Raw genomic sequence first — 18,827 nt, 5'->3', positions numbered from 1 at the left:
ACGGCGGCGGACGCGGAGCGGGCACACCGGGCCGATCGCCCGGCGCCCGGATCGAGCGGGAGCGGTCCCACCAAAGCGAGGGGGTGCCAGGACCAATGGCGCGGCGCATCGAGGTGACCGGCGCGGGCGGGGTACGCCTCGCCGCGTGGGAGTTCGGAGACCCGCCGAAGGGCGAGCCGGCGGGAGTCGTACCGGAACAGCCGCCCCCGCTGGGCACCGCCCGGCAGACCGGGCGGCCCACGGCCCGCGAACGGCCCCCGGGCAGGGCCGTCCCACCAGGACCCACCCTCCGGGTGGTGAGCCAGCGGGACCACGGAGACCCTGCCGGCGACGAGCCCCGCGGGGTTCCCGGCGGTCCTGGCAGCCATGGCGGTCCCGGCGGTCCCGCCACCTCTGACGGTCCCCGAACCTCCAAAACCCCCGACCGTCCCGTTGCTCCTGCCGCGCAGGACACCCCGGGTGTGCTGTTGCTGCACGGGCTGATGGGGCGGGCCTCGCACTGGGCGTCCACCGCCCGGTGGCTCTCCGGGCGGTTCCGGGCCGTCGCGCTCGACCAGCGCGGCCACGGGCAGAGCGACAGGCCCGCGGACGGGACCTACACCCGGGACGCCTACGTCGAGGACGCCGAGGCGGCCATCGAGCAGCTGGGCCTCGGCCCCGCCGTCCTGGTCGGCCACGCCATGGGCGCGCTGACCGCCTGGCAGCTCGCCGCCAAACGCCCCGACCTGGTCAGCGGACTGATCATCCTGGACATGCGGGCCTCAGCCCTCGGCGCCGCCTCGCAGCGCGAGTGGGCCGACTGGTTCCGGGCCTGGCCCGTCCCCTTCGCCACCCTCGCCGACGTCCGCAAGTGGTTCGGGGAGGACGACCCCTGGGTGGAGCGCCCGCACCGGGCCCGCGGCGAGTTCTACGCCGAGGTGATGCGCGAGGAGCAAGACGGCTGGCACCCGGTCTTCGACCCCGAGCAGATGCTCAGCTCCCGTGAGGCATGGGTCCTGGACGCCCACTGGGAGGAGCTGGCCCAGGTCAGATGCCCCTCCCTGGTGGTGCGCGGCCTGGACGGCGAACTGGGCAGGGCCGAGGCGCAGGAGATGGTCCGGGTGCTGCCGCGCGGCCAGTACGCGGAGGTCTCCGACGCCGGTCACCTCGTCCACTACGACCAGCCCGAGGGCTGGCTGACGGCGATCGAACCCTTCCTCGACCAGATCCTCACCGACCTGACGACCTGAAGTCCTGACGATCTGAAGTCCTGACGTCCCGACCGCCCGACCGCCCGGCGGCGCCGGGCCGGCGACCCGGACGGCGGCCCCTCACCCCTTGCTGACCGCCGTCAGGATCTCCGGCAGCCTGGCCGCCGTCCGCGGCGCGGCCAGCCGCAGCCCCGCCCAGCCGACCGACGCCCCGTACCCCGCGCCGAGCGGCAGCAGCAGCCAGCTGTAGCGGTCGCCGCCCGCGGACACGTTCAGCCAGATCGTCACCGCGATCACCGGCGAGCAGACCAGGGCCGCCGCGACCATGCCACCGAAGATGGAGATCCAGGCGAGCCCGGCCTGGCCGGGGGCCACGTTCTTGTACCCCTCCTGCGGGATGGAGTACGGGAAGCGGGCCGACGTCCACGCCCCGGTCGCCAGCATCGCCCCGAGCAGCGCGAGCGACAGCCCGAGCACCTCGGGCAGCCGCGGCCACGCGCCGAGCAGCGCCGTCGTCAGGATGGTCACCAGGACCGCGTACGGCAGGGTGATCACCAGCAGCGCCAGCGCCCGGCCCCGCAGTTCGACGTAGGCGTCCCGCGCGTCGGAGATCGTCGCCGCGACCATCCAGAACGCCGACGTGTCCTGCCCGAACTGGTTGTACATCTGCACGCCGAGCATCCCGGCGGCGAAGCACGCGAAGTAGATCGAGCCGGTGCCCTGCAACGCGTTGAACACCGGCACGATCAGCCCGATGGCCAGCGATGTCACCCAGGCCGCCTTGGTCTTGGGGTCGCGCCAGACGTACCGCAGGCTGCGCTCCATGACGGTGCCGGTCCGGCCCGCGGGCAGCAGCCGGGCGAGGCCCCCGGCGCCGCGCCGCCGGGCGGACGGCTCGGCCGCGTTCAGGGTGGAGCCGTCGGGCGCCGTCATCAGCCGGGTCAGATGCCGCGCCCACAGGGCGAGCAGCCCGGCCAGGGCCGCGCAGGACAGCGCGAGTTGGGCCGCCGCCGTCCCGTAGGCGCCCGCGCCCACCGCGTCGACGGCCGCGATCGCCGACGCGGGCGGCACCCACTTCAGCACGTCCCCCACCGGTGCGAGCTGGGCGAGCCCGCTCGCGCCGAGGCGCTGCGCCCCGAAGTTGACCAACTGCGCGCCGACCGCGATCACCAGCCCGCTCAGCACCGCGAGGTCGCGGCCCTTGCGGCTGCTCAGCAGCCGGACGTTGGCGGCGGCCACGGCCCGCGCCAGCGCCACGCACACCAGCAGCGCGAGCGCCACCGCCACCACGCCCACCGCGGTCGCGGCCACGCCGTGCGCGAGGGCGATCACCGAACCGACCAGCAGGCAGAGCGTGAACAGCGGTCCGATGCCCACGAGGGAGGCCGCGAGCAGCGCCCGCACCAGCGGCCGTGGCCGCAGCGGCAGCATCACCAGGCGGGTCGCGTCGAGGGTCTCGTCGCCGCTCGGGAAGAACAGCGGCATCACCGCCCAGCCCAGCGCGACCACGGCCACCAGCAGCACGATCACGGACTCGATGTGCGGGTGGCCGCGCAGCGCGATCAGACCGAGCAGTTGGAGCGCGGCGAACACCAGCGCCACCACGAGCGACGTGACGAACGCGGCCCGGCGGCCGCCGGACTGCCGCAGCCCGTTGCGCAGCAGGGACAGCTTGAGCCGCACGAAGACGGCCGTGACGGACGACGGGCCGGGCGCGGGGGCGGCTTCGGCGCGCGTCATCGGGTGCCGCCGCCCAGCCAGTCGAGGTCGGAGGCGGTGTCCCGGGTTCCGGCGCCGACGAGTTCGAGGAAGGCGGCCTGCAACGAGGGCGCGTCGCCGCGCACGTCGGCGAGGGTGCCGGTGGCGCGGATCCGGCCTGCGGCCATCACCGCGACCCAGTCGCAGAGCGACTCGACGAGTTCCATCACATGGGAGGAGAAGACGACGGTGGCGCCCGAGCCGGTGTACCGCTCCAGGACGCCCCTGATGGTCTGCGCGGAGACCGGGTCGACGCCCTCGAACGGCTCGTCGAGGAAGAGCACTTCGGGGTTGTGCAGGAGGGCGGCGGCCAGCCCGATCTTCTTGCGCATGCCGGTCGAGTAGTCGACGACGAGCCTGTGCTGGGCGCCCGCCAGGTCGAGGACGTCGAGCAGCTGGGTGGCCCGCTTGTCGACCTCGTCGCCCGGCAGCCCCCGCAACCTGCCCGTGTAGGCGAGCAGTTCACGCCCCGACAGGCGTTCGAACAGCCGCAGTCCCTCGGGCAGCACCCCGATCCGCGCCTTCACGGCGACCGGGTCCCGCCACACGTCGTGCCCGGCGACCTCGACGCTCCCCTGGTCGGGCCGGAGCAGCCCGGTGACCATGGAGAGGGTGGTCGTCTTCCCGGCTCCGTTGGGACCCACCAGGCCGATGAACTTCCCCGCGGGCAGGTCGAGATCGACCCCGGCGACGGCGACCTGCTGCCCGAACCGCTTCCAGAGCCCTCGCACCCGTACGGCCGCTGTTCCCATCGTCATGCCAGAACCCTACGGGCCGCGCGGCCGACCCGGACGACGCGAGCGGCGGTCCGACGGCCGCAGGGGGCGCGGGGACCGCGCGACCGGCCCGCACCCGCTCGCCCCCACCCGCACTCGCTCGCCCCCGCCCGCCCTCGCCCGCCGAACGACCGGTCCCCCGCCCCCGGTTCGCTACCTGCCGCCGCCCACCGGTCTACCGGTCCCTCCCGCACGCGTACGCGAGCGCCGAGATCAGCTCCTCCACATCCGGCAGCCACCGGTTCGCCAACGTCGGCCGGCAGGCCCACTGGACGGCCCCGCGCGACCCCACCCGGGTCGGCGGCGCCGCCACGTACCCGCCCTCCCCGAGCGCGGCGAGGTCGAGCGACCCGGGCGCCCACCCGAGCCCCCGCACCAGCTCAGGCACCTTCGCACCGGCACCGGGCAGCACGAAGAAGTACATCCGCCCGTCCGGCGTCGACGTCACGGGGCCGAGGTCCAGTTCCATCCGCTCCATCCGCGCCAGCGCGAGGAACCCCGCGCTCTCGGCGACGGAGAGCGCGTCGAACGTCCGCCCCGTGGGCAGCAGGATCGACGCCGTCGGCCGCGTCGACCACATCCGCCGCACGACCGTCGCGCTGCCGGACGCCTGGGTCGCCCAGTCGTCGCGCGCCGGGTGCGCGCCGGGGGCGGCGCACGCGGTGTCGCCACAGGAGCAGCGCTGCACCCCGTCGACGGCTTCCAGCCAGGTGCCGGAAAAGACGTCCCAGTGACGGTCCTCGGCGTAGCGCACGGCTGTCTCCAGCAGCGATTCCCCGCGCTGCGTCGGAATCTGAACGGCTTCGGTACCCGCGATCGTCTCTTCCACGCCCACTCAACTCCCGCACCCACCTGGAGTTACGGGCGCGGCGAGCGCGGGGGAGGAGCATCGATTCCGCGATCGGGGCGCATGGGTGCACGTGCAGGGGCGCGCGGGAGGATCCGCCGCATGGGCGGGGTAGCCAGAAATGGGGTCGGCGTCCGCCTTCACCCCGGCAATCCGCGCAAGCCTCGCATTTTCGTCATGTTCGCGGGGCACTGATCTTCACGGCCGGATCTTTTCGCTCCAGGGGTTTCGCAGGGGGTACACCATGGCCGCGAGGCCACTCGTCGCGCGACAGCCGAACGAACGGCTGCAGGCACTCATCCAGGAAGCGGGCTGTTCCAACGCCGGGTTGGCCCGCAGGGTCAACATGTGCGGCGCTGAGCACGGGCTCGATCTCCGTTACGACAAGACGTCCGTGGCCCGCTGGCTGCGCGGTCAGCAGCCACGGGGACGGGCGCCCGCGATCATCGCGGAGGCGCTCGGCCGCAAGCTCGGCCGTACGGTCACGATCGACGAGATCGGCATGGCCAACGGCAAGAACCTCGCCTCGGGCGTGGGCCTCCAGTTCTCGCCGACGGTACTGGGAGCCATCGAGCAGGTCTGCGAGCTGTGGCGCAGCGACGTGGGGCGCCGGGACTTCCTGTCCGGGTCCTCGGTCGCCGCGTCCGCGCTGGTCGAGCCCAGCCGCGACTGGCTGATCTCCGCGCCGGACGGCCAGGTGGCGCGCTCCGCGGGCCCCCGGGTCGGGCAGTCTGACGTGGCGGCCGTGGGGGCGATGACCCAGGCGCTCGTCGACCTCGACCACCAGTACGGCAGCGGGCATGTGCGCCCGGTCGTCGTGCACTACCTCAACAGCGTGGTGTCGGGGCTGCTCGCCGGCTCCTACCGGGAGGCGGTCGGACGTGACCTGTTCGCCGCCGTCGCCCGACTCACCGAGCTGGCCGGGTACATGGCCATCGACACCGGTCAACCGGGCCTGGCGCAGCGGTACTACATCCAGGCGCTGCGGCTCGCGCAGGCGGCGGGCGACCGCGGGTACGGCGGCTATGTGCTCGCCGCGTCCATGAGCCATCTCGCCGCCCAGCTCGGAAACCCGCGGGAGATCGCCCAGTTGGCGCGGGCGGCCCAGGAGGGCGCCAGGGGGCGGGTGACCCCGCGCGCCGAGGCGATGTTCTACGCGGCGGAGGCCCGCGGCCACGCGCTGATGGGTGACGCGCGGGCGGCGCAGACCGCGTCCGGGCGGGCGATGACGGCGCTGGAGGCCGCCGACCCGTCGAGCGGCGACGACCCGGCGTGGATCGCGCACTTCGACGCGGCGTACCTGGCCGACGAGTTGGCGCACTGCCACCGCGACCTCGGGCAGGCCGAGGCGGCGGCCCGGTGCGCGCAGGACGCGCTGGCCGGGCATCCCGCGTCACGGGCCCGCAGGCGGGCCATCGGCTATGTGCTGCTGGCCAGCGCGCAGGTGCAGCAGCGGGAGATCGAGCAGGCGTGCCACACGGGCCTGAAGGCGGTCGAACTCCTGGAATCCGTACGGTCGAACCGGGGCGCGGAGTACCTGGACGACTTCCAACTCCGGCTCGAGCCCTACCGGGACGAGCCGGTGGTGCGGGAGTTCGGGGCCCGGATGGAGTTGCAGGCGGCGTGAACCCGCGGCCAACGGCCGGTGTCCGCGGGGGAGCCGGTCCTGTTACCGCCGTCACAGACAGGGAGGTCACGAACTGAGCTGCGTGGCACGGTGCTCAGGGGACCCGGTAGCGTGAGCCGACGATTCCGAAGGTCCCCCATTCGTAGGAGCCCCGGTGACGCAGAGTGGACAGGGCGAGGAGCCCTCGGTACGGCAGCCGCGCGAAGGCATCGTGCTGCCGTCCGACGGCGGAGAGCCCTTGCTGCCGGGCATGACGGGTGACGGCTACGGCGGTGGCCGCGGCGCCGGACGGCACGGCGGTCGGCACGGTGGCGGCGAGCAGGACGCGGGGCACTCCGCCCCGCCGTCCGCGCAGTCCGGCGGCCGGACCTGGAACGACCCGTGGGGTGCCGACCAGCAGCAGTACCAGAGCCCGGCCCCGCAGCCCGGCGAGGGCTGGGGCACCCCGTCGGGCCCGCAGTGGGGCGTACCCGAGCAGCAGGACGCGCGGGCGCTGCCGCCGGAGAGCGGGCAGGACCAGCGGACCCCCGGGCCGTACGGCACGCCGTACGACCAGGGCCGGGGGATACCGCAGCCGCCGTCGATACCCCAGCAGCCGGCGGACACGCAGCTCCCGCCCGCCGGCCAGGACCCGTACGGCGCACCCGCTCCGTACCAGGGCTCCGCGCCCGCCCCGTACACCGGCTCCGGCTCCGTCGACCCCTATGCCGCGCCCCCGGCGTACACCGCTCCCACCGGCCAGGACGGCTACGGGCAGGGCATGCGGGGCGGGCCCGGTGCCTCCCCGAGCTTCGGTGCGCCCCTCCCCCCGTTGGCGGGCGAGGGCGCCACCCAGTACATCCCGCCGGTCGCCGCCGACGAGGGCACGCCCCAGTACATGCAGCCCGGCGCGCACCCCGAGGGCGCCACCCAGTACCTTCCGCCGGTGCCCGGCGCCGACGGGGCGACCCAGTTCATCCCGCCGGTGCCGGCCAGTGAGGGCGCCACCCAGCTGATCCCGCCCGTGGGTCCCGGCGCGCTGCCGCCCGAGGCCGGGGCCGGGCCGCCGCCGTCCGGTTCCGACGCCGAGGCGACCCAGTACATCCCGCCGGTGACCGACCCGTCGTACGGCGGGGACCGGCAGCCGCCCGCCGAGTTCGACAACCTGTTCCGCGGGGACGGCCCGGCCGGGGCCACCCAGCAGATGCCGCGCGTCGACCACCAGCCGCCGCCCCCGCCGGGGCCGCGCGCCGCACGGCACCACCAGCCGCCCAAGAGCCCCGGCGGGCACGGCGGGCACGACGAGCCGCGCGGGCGCGGCGCGGCCAGGTCGCGGTCCAAGGTGCCGCTCATCGCCGCGGTCGGCGTGGGCATCGTCGTCCTCGGGGTGGGCGCGGGCGCGCTGCTCAGCGGGGGCGACGGCGACGGCGGCAGCGACAACCAGACGGTGTCGGCGACGGCGCCCGCGGACGAGCGGTCGCCGTCGCCCGGCGCCGACCCGGTCAAGCAACAGGCCGTCGCCCTCGACCAGTTGCTGGCCGACAGCGGGGACAGCAGGGCGTCGGTGATCAGCGCCGTCGCCGATGTGAAGACGTGCAGCAACCTCGAAGGGGCCGCCTCCGACCTGCGGGACGCGGCCAAGCAGCGCACCGGCCTGGTGACCCGGCTGTCGGGGATCACCGTCGACAAGCTGCCCGACCACGCGGCGCTGACCGCCGCGCTCACCAAGGCGTGGCAGGCGTCCGCGTCCGCCGACAACCACTACGCGGCCTGGGCCGACCAGGTCGGCGGCAAGCGCGGCTGCCACAAGGGGCAGGCCCGCACCACCGGGCAGACCCGGGCGGGCAACGCGGCCAGCGGCACCGCGAGCGAGCAGAAGGCGGAGGCCGCCCGCCTCTGGAACGCGATCGCGAAGACGTACGGCCTGACGGAGCGCCAGCCGACCCAGCTGTGACGTTCCGCCCGCGGGTCAGTTGACCTTGGCCTCGCGGAGGGTGTCCGTCAGGTCGGTGACGCCCTTGCGGGCGGGCACGAGCCGGCCCTCCTTGACCACCTGGAGGGTCACCTCGGCGTTGACCAGGCGGGAGAGCCCGATGGCCGCCAACTCGCCCTGGAATCCCCATCTGAGGGTGGGGGTGAGGTCGCCGGTGGTGACCGAGAGGCCGCCGTTCAGGGCCCGGCGCACGGTCTCGGAGCTGACCTCGCCGCCGCCCAGGGACGTGACGACGGCCTTGAGCACGGTGTAGGCGATCCAGGTCGTCTGCACCCCGGCGTCGGCCGGGTCGATGCGGTTGTCGCCGAACGCCTGCTCGCTGATCACCTTCTTCATCCGGTCCCAGCGGGCGTCGGAGGAGGCCGGGTACCAGCCGGTGACGTACGCGCCCTCGTACGGCCCCGACGCCCCGCCGGACGCGTTGATCACCGTCTGGTCGACGTTGCCGAGGGTCGCCGCGGTCCGCACCGCGGGGAACTTCCCGCGGGCCCGCCTGAAGGAGTCCATGAAGGTGCCGGTGCTGTCGCCGAGCGCGGGGATCACACACCCCTTCTCCGGGGGCTGCCCGCTCGCGGCGGTCAGCGCCCGCGTCGACGGCGTGGCGTACTCGGTGGTGTCGTCGGCCGCCCGTTCGTCGACGGCGGGTGCGTGGCCGCGGGCCTTGAGCCCGGAGTCGAGCATCGGGGGCAGTTCGTCGCCGCTGATGGTGTCGGGGCGGACCAGGACGACGGGGCCGCAGCCGCCCGCGAGTTCCCGGCCGAGACCGGCCAGCAGGGTCGGCTGGCCGCCGTTGACGGGATAGGAGAGCGGGCTGGTGAACTCGGCGTTGGTGGCGCCGTAGCCGCCTATGTAGGGGATGCCGGCGCCTTCGAGGGTGGGGAGGTAGGAGTCGCCGTAGAGGCTGTAGGAGCCGACGACCGCGACGACGTTCCGCTTGACGGCGTCGCGGGCGCACTTCGCCGCGGCCACGCTGTCGTTGCGCTCGTTGCAGGTCAGGACCTTCAGGGTGCGTCCGCCGAGGCCGCCGTGGGCGTTGACCCAGCGGGCGTACGCCTGCGCGAAGGCGGGCATGCCCGGCTTGTTGGTGCCGCTGGTGCCGGACGGCGCCCAGGTCATCACGGTGACGGTGTCGCCCGCGCCGCCCCCGGTGCCGGGCACCACCCCGCAGCCGGCGAGCAGGGCCGTGCCCGCGGCCACCGCGGCGGCCGCGCGGACGGCGCTGGTGACGGGCCCGGTGGAGGTGCGGTGGAAGGGGCTGCGGATGCGTCGCCTGCCGGTCATGTCCACACACGCTTCCGCCACATCGCCAACCCGGGGATGACTGACGGTTGTCGGGCGGTGACGGCGCGGTGAATTGCGGGGGCCGGTGGGACGGCCGGGCAGAAGAACGTACGATCGTTGACCGTGCAAGGTACGGAGAACTCTTCCCGTCGTGGCCGTCGCTCCTCCACCATGGGCGGCATGCCACTGAATGACATGCCGTGGTGGCGCTGGCGCAGCAACGTGCGTTCCGCGCTGCACATGCTCTCCGACCCGGTCTTCCAGCAGAACGTCTGGCTGGCCGGCGTCGACGGCTACGGGGACGTCACCGACGCCGTCTACCGGCTGGTCGAGGACACCTGGCTCGACAACTGGTCGGCCGAGAAGTACGTCGGCACGATCTTCCGGGACTCCCAGGAGGCGGCCCTCGTCGACACCGCGGTGCTGCGGGTGCTCAGGATCATGCACCAGGTCGGCCCGGACGCCCACGTCTCCGTCTACGTCGACCACCAGGCGTGGCCCGACGCGGTCCGCGCGGCCCGGGACGCGCACGTCCGGATGGCGGTCGCCGACGGCGACGACCCCGACGCCGCGCCGCGCACCCTGGACGTCCTGCGGATCATGACACGGTCCGCGTAGCGGCCGCTGGGGTCGAGGGCGCCGGGTATGGGACCCTGTCCTGCATGAACGAGCCGTCCCGCGCCGCCGCCGTCTCCACGGACCAGTACATCCTCACCCTGTCCTGCCCCGACAAGCAGGGCATCGTGCACGCCGTGTCGAGCTACCTCTTCATGACCGGCTGCAACATCGAGGACAGCCAGCAGTTCGGCGACCACGACACCGGGCTGTTCTTCATGCGGGTCCACTTCTCGGCGGAGGCGCCGGTGACCGTGGACAAGCTGCGGGCCAGCTTCGCCGCCATCGGTGACGCCTTCCACATGGACTGGCAGATCCACCGGGCCGACGAGAAGATGCGCATCGTCCTGATGGTCAGCAAGTTCGGGCACTGCCTGAACGACCTGCTGTTCCGGGCGCGGACCGGGGCGCTGCCCGTGGAGATCGCGGCGGTCGTCTCCAACCACACCGACTTCGCCGAGCTGGTCGGCTCCTACGGGGTGCCCTTCCACCACGTTCCGGTGACCAGGGACACCAAGGCCGAGGCCGAGGCGCGGGTGCTCGACCTGGTGCGCGAGGAGAACGTCGAGCTGGTCGTGCTCGCGCGGTACATGCAGGTGCTCTCGGACGACCTGTGCAAGCAGCTGAGCGGGCGGATCATCAACATCCACCACTCGTTCCTGCCGAGCTTCAAGGGCGCCAAGCCGTACCACCAGGCGCACGCGCGGGGCGTGAAGCTGATCGGGGCGACCGCGCACTACGTCACCGCCGACCTCGACGAGGGGCCGATCATCGAGCAGGAGGTCGAGCGGGTGGGGCACGACGTGACGCCGGAGCAGCTGGTGGCGATCGGGCGTGACGTGGAGTGCCAGGCGCTGGCGCGCGCGGTGAAGTGGCACGCGGAGCGGCGCATCCTCCCCAACGGGCGGCGCACGGTGGTCTTCGCGTAGGGGCCTCGGGCGGCGGTACGTGACCCGTGGCTCGGCGCGCGGTTCCCCGCGCCCCTGGGTGGGTGCGCCCACCGGCGCCCACCCGTCCCGCCGGCTGATCACGGGCAACGCGGTGACCGACCCTGGGCGCGGGGAGCCGCCCGATCGGCCCCCGCTCCTCACATCCTGCTCATGGACGCCGTCGCGTACAGGACGTCCCTGATCGCCTCCGCGTCGCCCAGCCGCCCCGCAGGGGCCTCGCGCGGCGGTACGTGACCCGCGGCCAGTCGGCAGAACTCCACGCCCTCCAGGGCGATATGGGCCACCTCGTGCTCCGCCGACCCGGTCGCCGCGGGCGAGTCGAGCGGGATCAGCCACGTCCCGCCGCCCGCGCCCTCGATCTCCAGCCGGAGCGTCCGCCCCGGCTCACCGGCCGGTACGAGATGCCGCCCGTGCGTCGGCGCCGCCAGCCCCGCCTGCCGCCGCACCGCGAGCACGGTGGGCAGCATCCGCGCCGCCAGGTCGATCATGCGGTGCAGATCGCGCGGCGACGGCGGGGCGTACGGGTAGTCGACCGCCGCCGCGATGTCCTCCGCGTGCACCCAGCACTCGAACGCCCGGTCCACCATCGCGTCCTGCAACGGCAGTTCGAAGTCGCCGTAGGAGACGGGCAGCCTGGCCGTCCCCGAGTCCGACCCGGCGAAGGACACCGTGCGCACCAGGTCGTGGCTCTGCACCCGCCACGGCCCCCGGACCGTCCGGGTCGGCGGCAGGTGCGAGATGCCCCAGTACGCCTCGGTGCGCGCCGCGGGTGACGCGGCGCGGCCCGACCGCGCGCCCAGCGGGTCGTCGAGGCCGAGGGCGACCGCGACCAGGCCGTCGACGGACAGCAGGTGCGCGATGACCCCGGCGACGGTGGTGCGCCGGCTCGCCGCGTCGTCGTCCTCGAACCAGCGCAGCCTCACGGGCGTGTGCCAGTCGCTGTCGCGGATGTCCTGGAGGAGGGCGTCGAGGCGGGCGGCCTCGGCGTCGTACGGCGCCGCCCACTCGGGCACCGGGATGCGGGGCGGGCGGCGGTCAAGGCAGCTGTCGAGGACGCGGGTGCGCAGCGCCGGGTCCAGGTCGAGGCTCTCCGGACGGTGCAGCAGCCCGACCGCCTCGCGCAGCCGCCGCGCCTCGTCGGCGCAGGACCCGCAGTCACCCAGATGGTCCTCGACGGCCGCGGTCTCCTCCGCGGAGCAGGCGGCGAGCGCCCACGCCCCGAGCAACGAGGTCAACACAGAGTGCTCCCACCCGCGCGGTGGCGGAGGGGGAGCGGGCTCCCCCAGCTCGGCGGGCGACGGCAGGGGCCGCCCGCTGTCCTCGACGGAGGCGCGGGGCAACGGGATCCACGGCGCCTGACGGTCCCCCGGGGCGGCCCCTGACCCGGCCGGGTCACCGGGGTCACCAGATCCACCAGATCCACCAGATGCGCTCGATCCGCTCGATCCGCCCCGGTCGGCGGCGCCGCCGGGACCGCCCCGGCCCGCGGGGCCGACCGGTCGGCCGCCGAGGCCGCCGCGGGGACCGCCGTCGGCTCCCGGCGTGCGGCCCGGTGCCCCGTCGCGGGGGTCGCGGGGGTCGCGGGCGCCGCGGTCGTCTCCCGTGCCGCCCTACCCTGGGGTGCGGCCCCCGGTTGTCGTGGCCGTTCTCCTCGCCTCCCCGTTCGTCGCCCCCGTCGTCCGCCTCGAAGCGGTTCGCGCCGCTCGGGGGCGTCATGCCGCGCCGCCGAATTCCGGCGGGGCGGCTATGTCGTGGGCGGTGGAGAGGAGCTGGAGGCCCAGGCGGAGCCTGCGGCGGGCCTCGTCCTCGGTGACGCCGAGGTCGGCGGCGGTCTGCCGGTAGTCGCGGCGCTGGAAGTACGCCAGGTCGAGGGCGTCGCGCAGCGGGGTGGGCATGGCCGTCACGATGTAGTCGGCGCGGGCCGCGACCGAGGCGCTGCGCAGCCGCTGCTCCAGGTCCTCGGCGCGGTCGCCGTCGGCCCGGGAGAAGGCGGCCGTCTCCTGGGCGCGCAGCCGCCGCACCGCGAAGCGCTGGGCGAGGACGGCGAGCCAGGTGCGCAGCGAGCCCTGCCTGGGGTCGTAGCTCTCGGGGTGTTCCCAGACGTGGGCGAAGACGTCACGGGTGATGGCGTCGGCGGCCCGCTCGTCGTCGAGGACGCGGTGTGCGAGGCCGTGCGCCAGGGACGCGTAGCGGTCGTACAGTTCGCCGAGGGCCGCGGCCTCTCCGCGCGCGAGCCGCTGCTGCATCCTGCGGTCCCAGCGGGGCGACGCTTCCTTCTTGACCATGTGGACACCTCACCCCTCGTCGTCGCGGTGGCCGCTCGTAGCCGCTCCTGCCTGCCAGGACCGGGTCCGCCGCTACCGTCTTCCCGAATGTAGTCCGCGCTCCTGACGGCGCACGCCCCTTTGTGGCAATGCGCGCCCCCTGGGGCGCCGCAGGTGATATGTGGCCTTACTCACTACCTTGTGCGGGAGCGGAGCGCTCGTCTGATCAGTTGTGTAGGTGTGTCTGCCCATTTCCTGGCCGAACGTGTCCAGATCTCGATCGAACAGGATCGAAGGCGACGAAAACAAGCCTCTTCGGATCGGTCCTCGTTTTCTGGGCCGTGTTTCAGGGAACGGCCGCTGGGCAGCCGCGCTGCGAGGAAGCGTAGGAGAGGCTTCCGGATCGTGGGGGCCCGGCGAGTGAAGGGCATCTAGTGGCGTTCAAAGTGACCGGCGACGAGCAGGGCGGATGGACCGTGCTCCAGGTGTCGGGCGAACTTGACCTGGTGACGTCACCGGCCCTGCGCCAGCGGGTCCACGACGCGGTGGCCGACGGACGGCACGGCCTCGTCCTCGACCTCTCCGAGGTGTTCTTCTGCGACTCCAGCGGGGTCGGCGTGCTGATCGCCTCCCGCCGGCTGATCCGCTCCTGCCAGGGCCGGCTGCGGCTGATCCTGCCCGCCAGGGGCGCCGACGACGGCTCGCACGTCAACCGGGTGCTCGGCGCGCTGGGCGTGCGCCGCCTCTTCGACGTGTACCCCGACCTGGACGCGGCGGTCACCGAGGAGGCCGATCCGCTGTCGGCCTGATCACGGCCCCCGTACCGGCCGGGGCGCGGGGCGGCTCCGTCCGCCGGGCCGTGGCGTCGGCGGTGTCGGCGGTGTCGGCCGCGTCGGCAGAGTCGGCCGTGTCGGCAGAGTCGGCGGTGTCGGCGGCGTTGTCCAGGAATTTCCCCAGTCCTGGTACAAGCGACGCTTTCCCGCTGCCGTCGCGGTCGGTACGTCGTACGCTCCACGCAGACCCACCCGACGTGATGTGAGGCGGTCCGAGAGACATGGTCAGCAGCGAGTACGAGCGCAGGATCGCCGCCCGGTTCGCCACCTTCGACCAGGACGGCAACGGTTCCATCGACCGCGAGGACTTCAGCGGCGCGGCCAAGGCGCTGCTCGCCGAGTTCGGCGTGACCGCGCGCTCCGACCGGGGCCAGGCGCTGTACGCGGGCGCCGAGGCCTTCTGGCAGGGCATGGCGGGCATCGCCGACCGGGACGGCGACCAGCGCATCACCCGCGAGGAGTTCGTCACCGGCGCGGTGAAGCGGCTGCGCGACAACCCCGACCGGTTCGCGGAGATCGCCCGCCCCTTCCTGCACGCGGCGCTCGCCGTCGCGGCCCCCGACCCCGGCGCCCACCCCACGGTCGCGGACACCGCCCGGGTGCTGCGGGTCTTCCACGTCCCCGAGGAGGTCGCCCGCACCGCGGCCACCGCCCTCGACACCGACGGCGACGGCCGGGTCGGCGAACCCGAGGTCATCTCCGCGTTCGCGCGCTACTTCACCGTGCCCGAATAGCGCTCCCGCAGCCGGTGCTTGAGCACCTTGCGCAGGGTGTCGCCGCGCGGCAGCGCGGCCACCACCTCCAGGCGCTCGGGCAGCTTGTGCGGGGCCAGGCCCGCCGCCCGCAGCTGGGCCACCACCTGCTCCAGCGTCAACACCTCGGCCCCCGGCGGCTGTTCGACCACCGCGCAGACCAACTCGCCGCGCTCCGCGTCCGGCAGCCCGATCACCGCGACGTCGCCGACCGCCGGGTGCGCGGCGAGCAGGTCCTCGATCTCCTTCGCGGAGATGTTCTCGCCCTTGCGGATGATGACGTCCTTGATCCGGCCGGTGAGCACCAGATGGCCCGACGGGGTGAGCCGGCCCAGGTCGCCGGTGCGCAGGAAGCCGTCCGCGTCGAAGGCGGCGGCGGTCTGCGCCGGGTCCAGATAGCCCTGGCACACCGCCTCGCCGCGCAGCCTGACCTCGCCGTCCACGATCCGGATCGCCATGCCCTCCGGTGGCCGCCCCTCGGTGGTGGCGAGGTTCTCGGCGGTGTCGTCGGGGGAGCCCATGGTGATCATCGGAACCTCGGTCATGCCGTACCCGTGGGTGAGCTGGACGCCCATCTCGCGGACCACGGCGTGGTAGACCTCGGGCGGCTTGGGGGCGCCGCCGCCCGCGAGCAGCCGCAGCGTCGGGATCAGCCGCCGGTCGGGCCTGGCGCGCTGCTCGGCGAGGAACATCGTGTAGAACGCCGTCGAGCCGCCCGCCACCGTCACCCCGTGCCGCCGGTAGCCCGCGAGCGTGTCCGGCAGCGCGAAGTGCTCGAACATCACCGCGGGGAAGCCGTACAGCAGCAGCATCACCGTGTAGTCGGGGCCCGCGATGTGGGCGTAGGGGAACGCCATCGAGCCGACGTCGGACGCGCTCAGGCCGAGCGCGTGGGCCAGGCAGGAGCCGGCCGCGATCAGTGAACGGTCGGTGTGCAGCACGCCCTTGGGCTCGGACGTCGTCCCCGAGGTCCAGTAGATCCAGCGGACCGCGGTGCCCGAGGCGGGCGGGGGCGGCAGCAGCGCGGGGTCCCCGTCCGGCAGGTCCCGTCCGTGGTACGCCTCGAACACGCCTTTCGCGCCGAGGCGTCGGGCCATCGCCAGATGGTCGAAGCCGCGCCAGGTGCCCGGGACCGCGAAGTACTCGGCCTTCGACTCCCGCAGTGCGAAACCCACTTCACGGTCCCGGTAGAACGGGATGACCGGTGTCTGGACGGCGCCGAGGCGGGCCAGCGCGAAGGAGAGCAAGGCCGTCTCGACGCGGGTGGGAAGCTGCCAGGCGACCACCGTGCCGGGGCGCACCCCCATGTCGTACAGGCCCGCCGCGACCCGCTCGGCGCGCTCGCGCAGGGCGCCGAAGGTGAGGACGCGCTCGTCCTGGAGCAGGACCGGGCGGTCGGGGGTGAGGTCGGCGCGGCGGGCGAGCAGCTCCCACAGGGTGCGGGCGGTGCTGAGCGCGCGGGCGGTTTCGTTCACGGCGGCTGCCCCCTGTGGCTGACGTTCCGTCAGATCGTGCGCAGAGCGTAGAGCCGGGCGCCTTGTCGGTCCAGGGGTGGGGCACTAGCCTGCTGGCGACGGTACATCTGACGGTCCATCAGATATGGGCCCGCAGCACAGGGAGTGGGGACCATGACCGAACTGCCCCGCATCATCAGCGTCGACGACCACGTGATCGAACCCCCGCACCTCTTCGAGACCTGGCTCCCGGCCAAGTACCGCGACCGCGGCCCCCGCCCGCTCACCGCGGGCATCGGCGAACTCGCCTACGTCGCGGGCAAGTACCGGATCACCATGGACCCCGAGGGCCCGCCCACCGACTGGTGGATCTACGAGGACCTCCAGTTCCCGTACAAGCGCAACATCGCCGCCGTCGGCTTCGACCGGGACGACATGACCCTGGAGGGCATCACCCGGGCCGAGATGCGGCGCGGCTGCTGGGACCCGAAGGAACGGCTCAGGGACATGGACCTCAACCACGTCGAGGGCTCCCTGTGCTTCCCCACCTTCCCGCGCTTCTGCGGACAGACCTTCGCCGAGGCCCACGACAAGGAGGTCGCGCTCGCCTGCGTGCGCGCCTACAACGACTGGATGGTCGAGGAGTGGTGCGGGGACAGCGACGGCCGCCTCATCCCGCTCTGCCTGATCCCGCTCTGGGACATCGGCCTGGCCGTCGCCGAGATCCACCGCAACGCCGCTCGCGGGGTACGGGCCGTGACGTTCTCCGAGATCCCCACCCACCTCGGCCTGCCGTCCATCCACAGCGGCTACTGGGACCCGTTCTTCGCCGCCTGCCAGGAGACCGGCACCTCGGTCAACATGCACATCGGCAGCAGCTCCCAGATGCCCGCCGCCTCCCCCGACGCACCGCCCGCCGTGCAGGCCGCGCTCTCCTTCAACAACGCGATGGCGTCGATGATGGACTTCCTCTTCAGCGGCGTCCTGGTGCGCTTCCCCCGCCTCCGACTGGCCTACTCCGAAGGCCAGATGGGCTGGATCCCGTACGCCCTCGAACGCGCCGACGACGTGTGGGAGGAGCACCGCGCCTGGGGCGGGGTGCGCGACACCGTCCCCGAGCCGCCGTCCTCGTACTACTACCGGCAGATCTTCTGCTGCTTCTTCCGCGACAAGCACGGCGTGGCCTCCCTCGACGCCGTCGGGCGCGACAACGCCACCTTCGAGACCGACTACCCGCACGTCGACTCGACCTTCCCGCACACCAAGGAGGTCGCCCTCGACCATGTGAAGGGCCTCGACGACGAGACCGTCTTCAAGCTGATGCGGGGCAACGCCATCCGGCTGCTCCGACTGGACCACCCCAGGTACCGCTGATGGACCTGGACGACCCGCCCGAGCAGCGCGAGTTCAGGGCCCGGCTGCGCGCCTGGCTCGCCAGGACACTGCCCACGCTGCCCCCGCCGCCCGCCCCCGCCGACTGGCCCGCCCGCCGCGCCCACGACCTCCGCTGGCAGCGCACCCTGTACGACGCCGGCTACGGCGAACTGCACTGGGACGCCTCGCCCACCACCCGGCTGATCTTCCTGGAGGAGACCGAGGCGGCCGGGGCGCCCTACGTCGGCGCCAACTTCGTCGGGCTGCTGCACGCAGGACCCACCATCGCCGCCGAGGGCACCGAGGCGCAGCGACAGCGGTGGCTGCCGCCGATCCTGCGCGGCGAGGAGGTCTGGTGCCAGGGGTTCAGCGAACCCGGCGCGGGCTCCGACCTCGCCGCCCTGCGCACCCGCGCCCGCCGCGACGGCGACCACTACCTCGTCAGCGGCTCCAAGATCTGGACCTCGCACGCCGAAGTCGCCGACTGGTGCGAGCTGTTGGTGCGCACCGACCCCGACGCCCCCCGGCACCGGGGCATCAGCTGGCTCGCGATGCCGATGGACGCGCCGGGCGTCACCGTACGGCCGCTGCGCACCCTCGCGGGTTCCACCGAGTTCGCCGAGGTGTTCCTCGACGACGTGCCGATCCCGGTCGGCAACCGGGTCGGCGCCGAGAACGACGGCTGGCGGGTGACGATGGTGACGCTCTCCTTCGAACGCGGCACCGCCTTCGTCGGCGAGGTGGTCGCCTGCCGCCGGGTGCTGCGCCAACTGGCCGCGACGGCACGGGAGAACGGCCGCTGGGACGACCCCGTGGTGCGGCGCCGACTCGGCAGGCTCAACGCCGAGTTCCGGGCGCTGTGGCGGCTCACCCAGTGGAACGTCAGCGAGGCGGCGGCCACCGGCGGCGTCCCCGGCGTCGGCGGCTCGGTCTTCAAGCTCCGCTACTCGCACGCCCGTCAGGACCTCTACGACACCGCAGCCGACGTCCTCGGCCCCGACGCCCTCGACCTCGACAGCCCCTGGGTCCTCGACCGGCTCTCGTCCCTCTCCTACACGATCGCCGCGGGCACCTCGCAGATCCAGCGCACCATCGTCGCCGAACGGATGCTCGGGCTGCCCAGAGGGAGATGAC

15 protein-coding genes and 1 pseudogene are annotated in these 18,827 nt (G+C 73.7%); 9 read left to right on the top strand and 7 right to left on the bottom strand.

Features of this window, described 5'->3' with window-relative positions; translation table 11 throughout:
• The first annotated feature begins 95 nt into the window (after positions 1-95).
• Positions 96-1,229 carry an alpha/beta fold hydrolase gene (locus DDJ31_RS17140; RefSeq protein WP_127179415.1) on the top strand — a complete coding sequence of 378 codons (1,134 nt, stop codon included), beginning with the start codon at positions 96-98 and terminating at the stop codon, positions 1,227-1,229.
• Positions 1,230-1,310: 81 nt separating this feature from the next.
• Here DDJ31_RS17140 and DDJ31_RS17135 read toward each other — a convergent pair whose 3' ends face one another.
• From DDJ31_RS17135 to DDJ31_RS17125, 3 genes are all read right to left on the bottom strand, one after another.
• Entirely contained in the window at positions 1,311-2,930 is a 1,620-nt protein-coding gene (locus DDJ31_RS17135; protein WP_127179416.1) for a transporter, read from the bottom strand.
• A complete protein-coding gene (locus DDJ31_RS17130) occupies positions 2,927-3,700 on the bottom strand; it encodes an ABC transporter ATP-binding protein (RefSeq protein WP_431029209.1) in 774 nt (257 codons plus the stop codon). Before DDJ31_RS17130 ends, DDJ31_RS17135 begins: the two co-directional genes overlap by 4 nt.
• A gap of 199 nt (positions 3,701-3,899) precedes the next feature.
• The gene (locus DDJ31_RS17125) at positions 3,900-4,553 is read right to left on the bottom strand and encodes a bifunctional DNA primase/polymerase (protein ID WP_127179418.1); all 654 of its coding nucleotides are present in this window, start codon (positions 4,551-4,553) and stop codon (positions 3,900-3,902) included.
• Between the two features lie 262 nt (positions 4,554-4,815).
• On the opposite strand from DDJ31_RS17125, the gene DDJ31_RS17120 reads away from it, so the two are divergent.
• The gene (locus DDJ31_RS17120) at positions 4,816-6,198 is read left to right on the top strand and encodes a transcriptional regulator (RefSeq protein WP_127179419.1); all 1,383 of its coding nucleotides are present in this window, start codon (positions 4,816-4,818) and stop codon (positions 6,196-6,198) included.
• Between the two features lie 154 nt (positions 6,199-6,352).
• Positions 6,353-8,131, top strand: coding sequence for a hypothetical protein (locus tag DDJ31_RS17115; protein ID WP_127179420.1), 1,779 nt, complete (start codon positions 6,353-6,355; stop codon positions 8,129-8,131).
• Between the two features lie 15 nt (positions 8,132-8,146).
• Here the strand turns inward: DDJ31_RS17115 and DDJ31_RS17110 are convergent, their stop codons facing one another.
• Positions 8,147-9,451 (bottom strand): ABC transporter substrate-binding protein, encoded by a 1,305-nt coding sequence (locus DDJ31_RS17110; RefSeq protein WP_127179421.1) that lies wholly within the window; start codon positions 9,449-9,451, stop codon positions 8,147-8,149.
• 117 nt (positions 9,452-9,568) lie between these two features.
• Between DDJ31_RS17110 and DDJ31_RS17105 the strand changes: the two genes are divergently transcribed.
• Complete coding sequence (locus DDJ31_RS17105; RefSeq protein WP_127179422.1) at positions 9,569-10,069, top strand: SCO4402 family protein; 501 nt, start codon at positions 9,569-9,571, stop codon at positions 10,067-10,069.
• Between the two features lie 44 nt (positions 10,070-10,113).
• A complete protein-coding gene (purU, locus tag DDJ31_RS17100; RefSeq protein WP_127179423.1) occupies positions 10,114-10,995 on the top strand; it encodes a formyltetrahydrofolate deformylase in 882 nt (293 codons plus the stop codon).
• A gap of 158 nt (positions 10,996-11,153) precedes the next feature.
• Here the strand turns inward: purU and DDJ31_RS17095 are convergent.
• Both DDJ31_RS17095 and DDJ31_RS17090 read right to left on the bottom strand, forming a co-directional pair.
• Positions 11,154-12,368 (bottom strand): annotated as a pseudogene (locus tag DDJ31_RS17095) (zf-HC2 domain-containing protein); the annotation flags it as partial.
• Positions 12,369-12,728: 360 nt separating this feature from the next.
• Entirely contained in the window at positions 12,729-13,301 is a 573-nt protein-coding gene (locus DDJ31_RS17090) for a sigma-70 family RNA polymerase sigma factor (protein WP_127179425.1), read from the bottom strand.
• 413 nt (positions 13,302-13,714) lie between these two features.
• Here DDJ31_RS17090 and DDJ31_RS17085 point away from each other — a divergent pair, with 413 nt between their 5' ends.
• On the top strand, positions 13,715-14,089 hold the full coding sequence (locus tag DDJ31_RS17085) for an STAS domain-containing protein (RefSeq protein WP_127179426.1): 375 nt from the start codon (positions 13,715-13,717) through the stop codon (positions 14,087-14,089).
• A gap of 245 nt (positions 14,090-14,334) precedes the next feature.
• On the top strand, positions 14,335-14,847 hold the full coding sequence (locus DDJ31_RS17080) for an EF-hand domain-containing protein (RefSeq protein WP_127179427.1): 513 nt from the start codon (positions 14,335-14,337) through the stop codon (positions 14,845-14,847).
• Here the strand turns inward: DDJ31_RS17080 and DDJ31_RS17075 are convergent.
• Positions 14,826-16,340 carry a class I adenylate-forming enzyme family protein gene (locus DDJ31_RS17075; protein WP_127179428.1) on the bottom strand — a complete coding sequence of 505 codons (1,515 nt, stop codon included), beginning with the start codon at positions 16,338-16,340 and terminating at the stop codon, positions 14,826-14,828. The genes DDJ31_RS17080 and DDJ31_RS17075 overlap by 22 nt on opposite strands.
• Positions 16,341-16,493: 153 nt before the next feature.
• Here DDJ31_RS17075 and DDJ31_RS17070 point away from each other — a divergent pair, with 153 nt between their 5' ends.
• The gene (locus tag DDJ31_RS17070; protein ID WP_127179429.1) at positions 16,494-17,693 is read left to right on the top strand and encodes an amidohydrolase family protein; all 1,200 of its coding nucleotides are present in this window, start codon (positions 16,494-16,496) and stop codon (positions 17,691-17,693) included.
• Entirely contained in the window at positions 17,693-18,826 is a 1,134-nt protein-coding gene (locus DDJ31_RS17065; RefSeq protein WP_127179430.1) for an acyl-CoA dehydrogenase family protein, read from the top strand. The genes DDJ31_RS17070 and DDJ31_RS17065 overlap by 1 nt, the downstream gene beginning before the upstream one ends.
• Position 18,827 lies beyond the last annotated feature (1 nt).

The sequence above is a fragment of the Streptomyces griseoviridis genome (assembly GCF_005222485.1).
Classification (GTDB): Bacteria; Actinomycetota; Actinomycetes; order Streptomycetales; family Streptomycetaceae; genus Streptomyces; species Streptomyces hintoniae.
The sequence above is the reverse complement of the archived record's forward strand: the minus strand, read 5'-3'. Positions and strand labels throughout refer to the sequence as shown.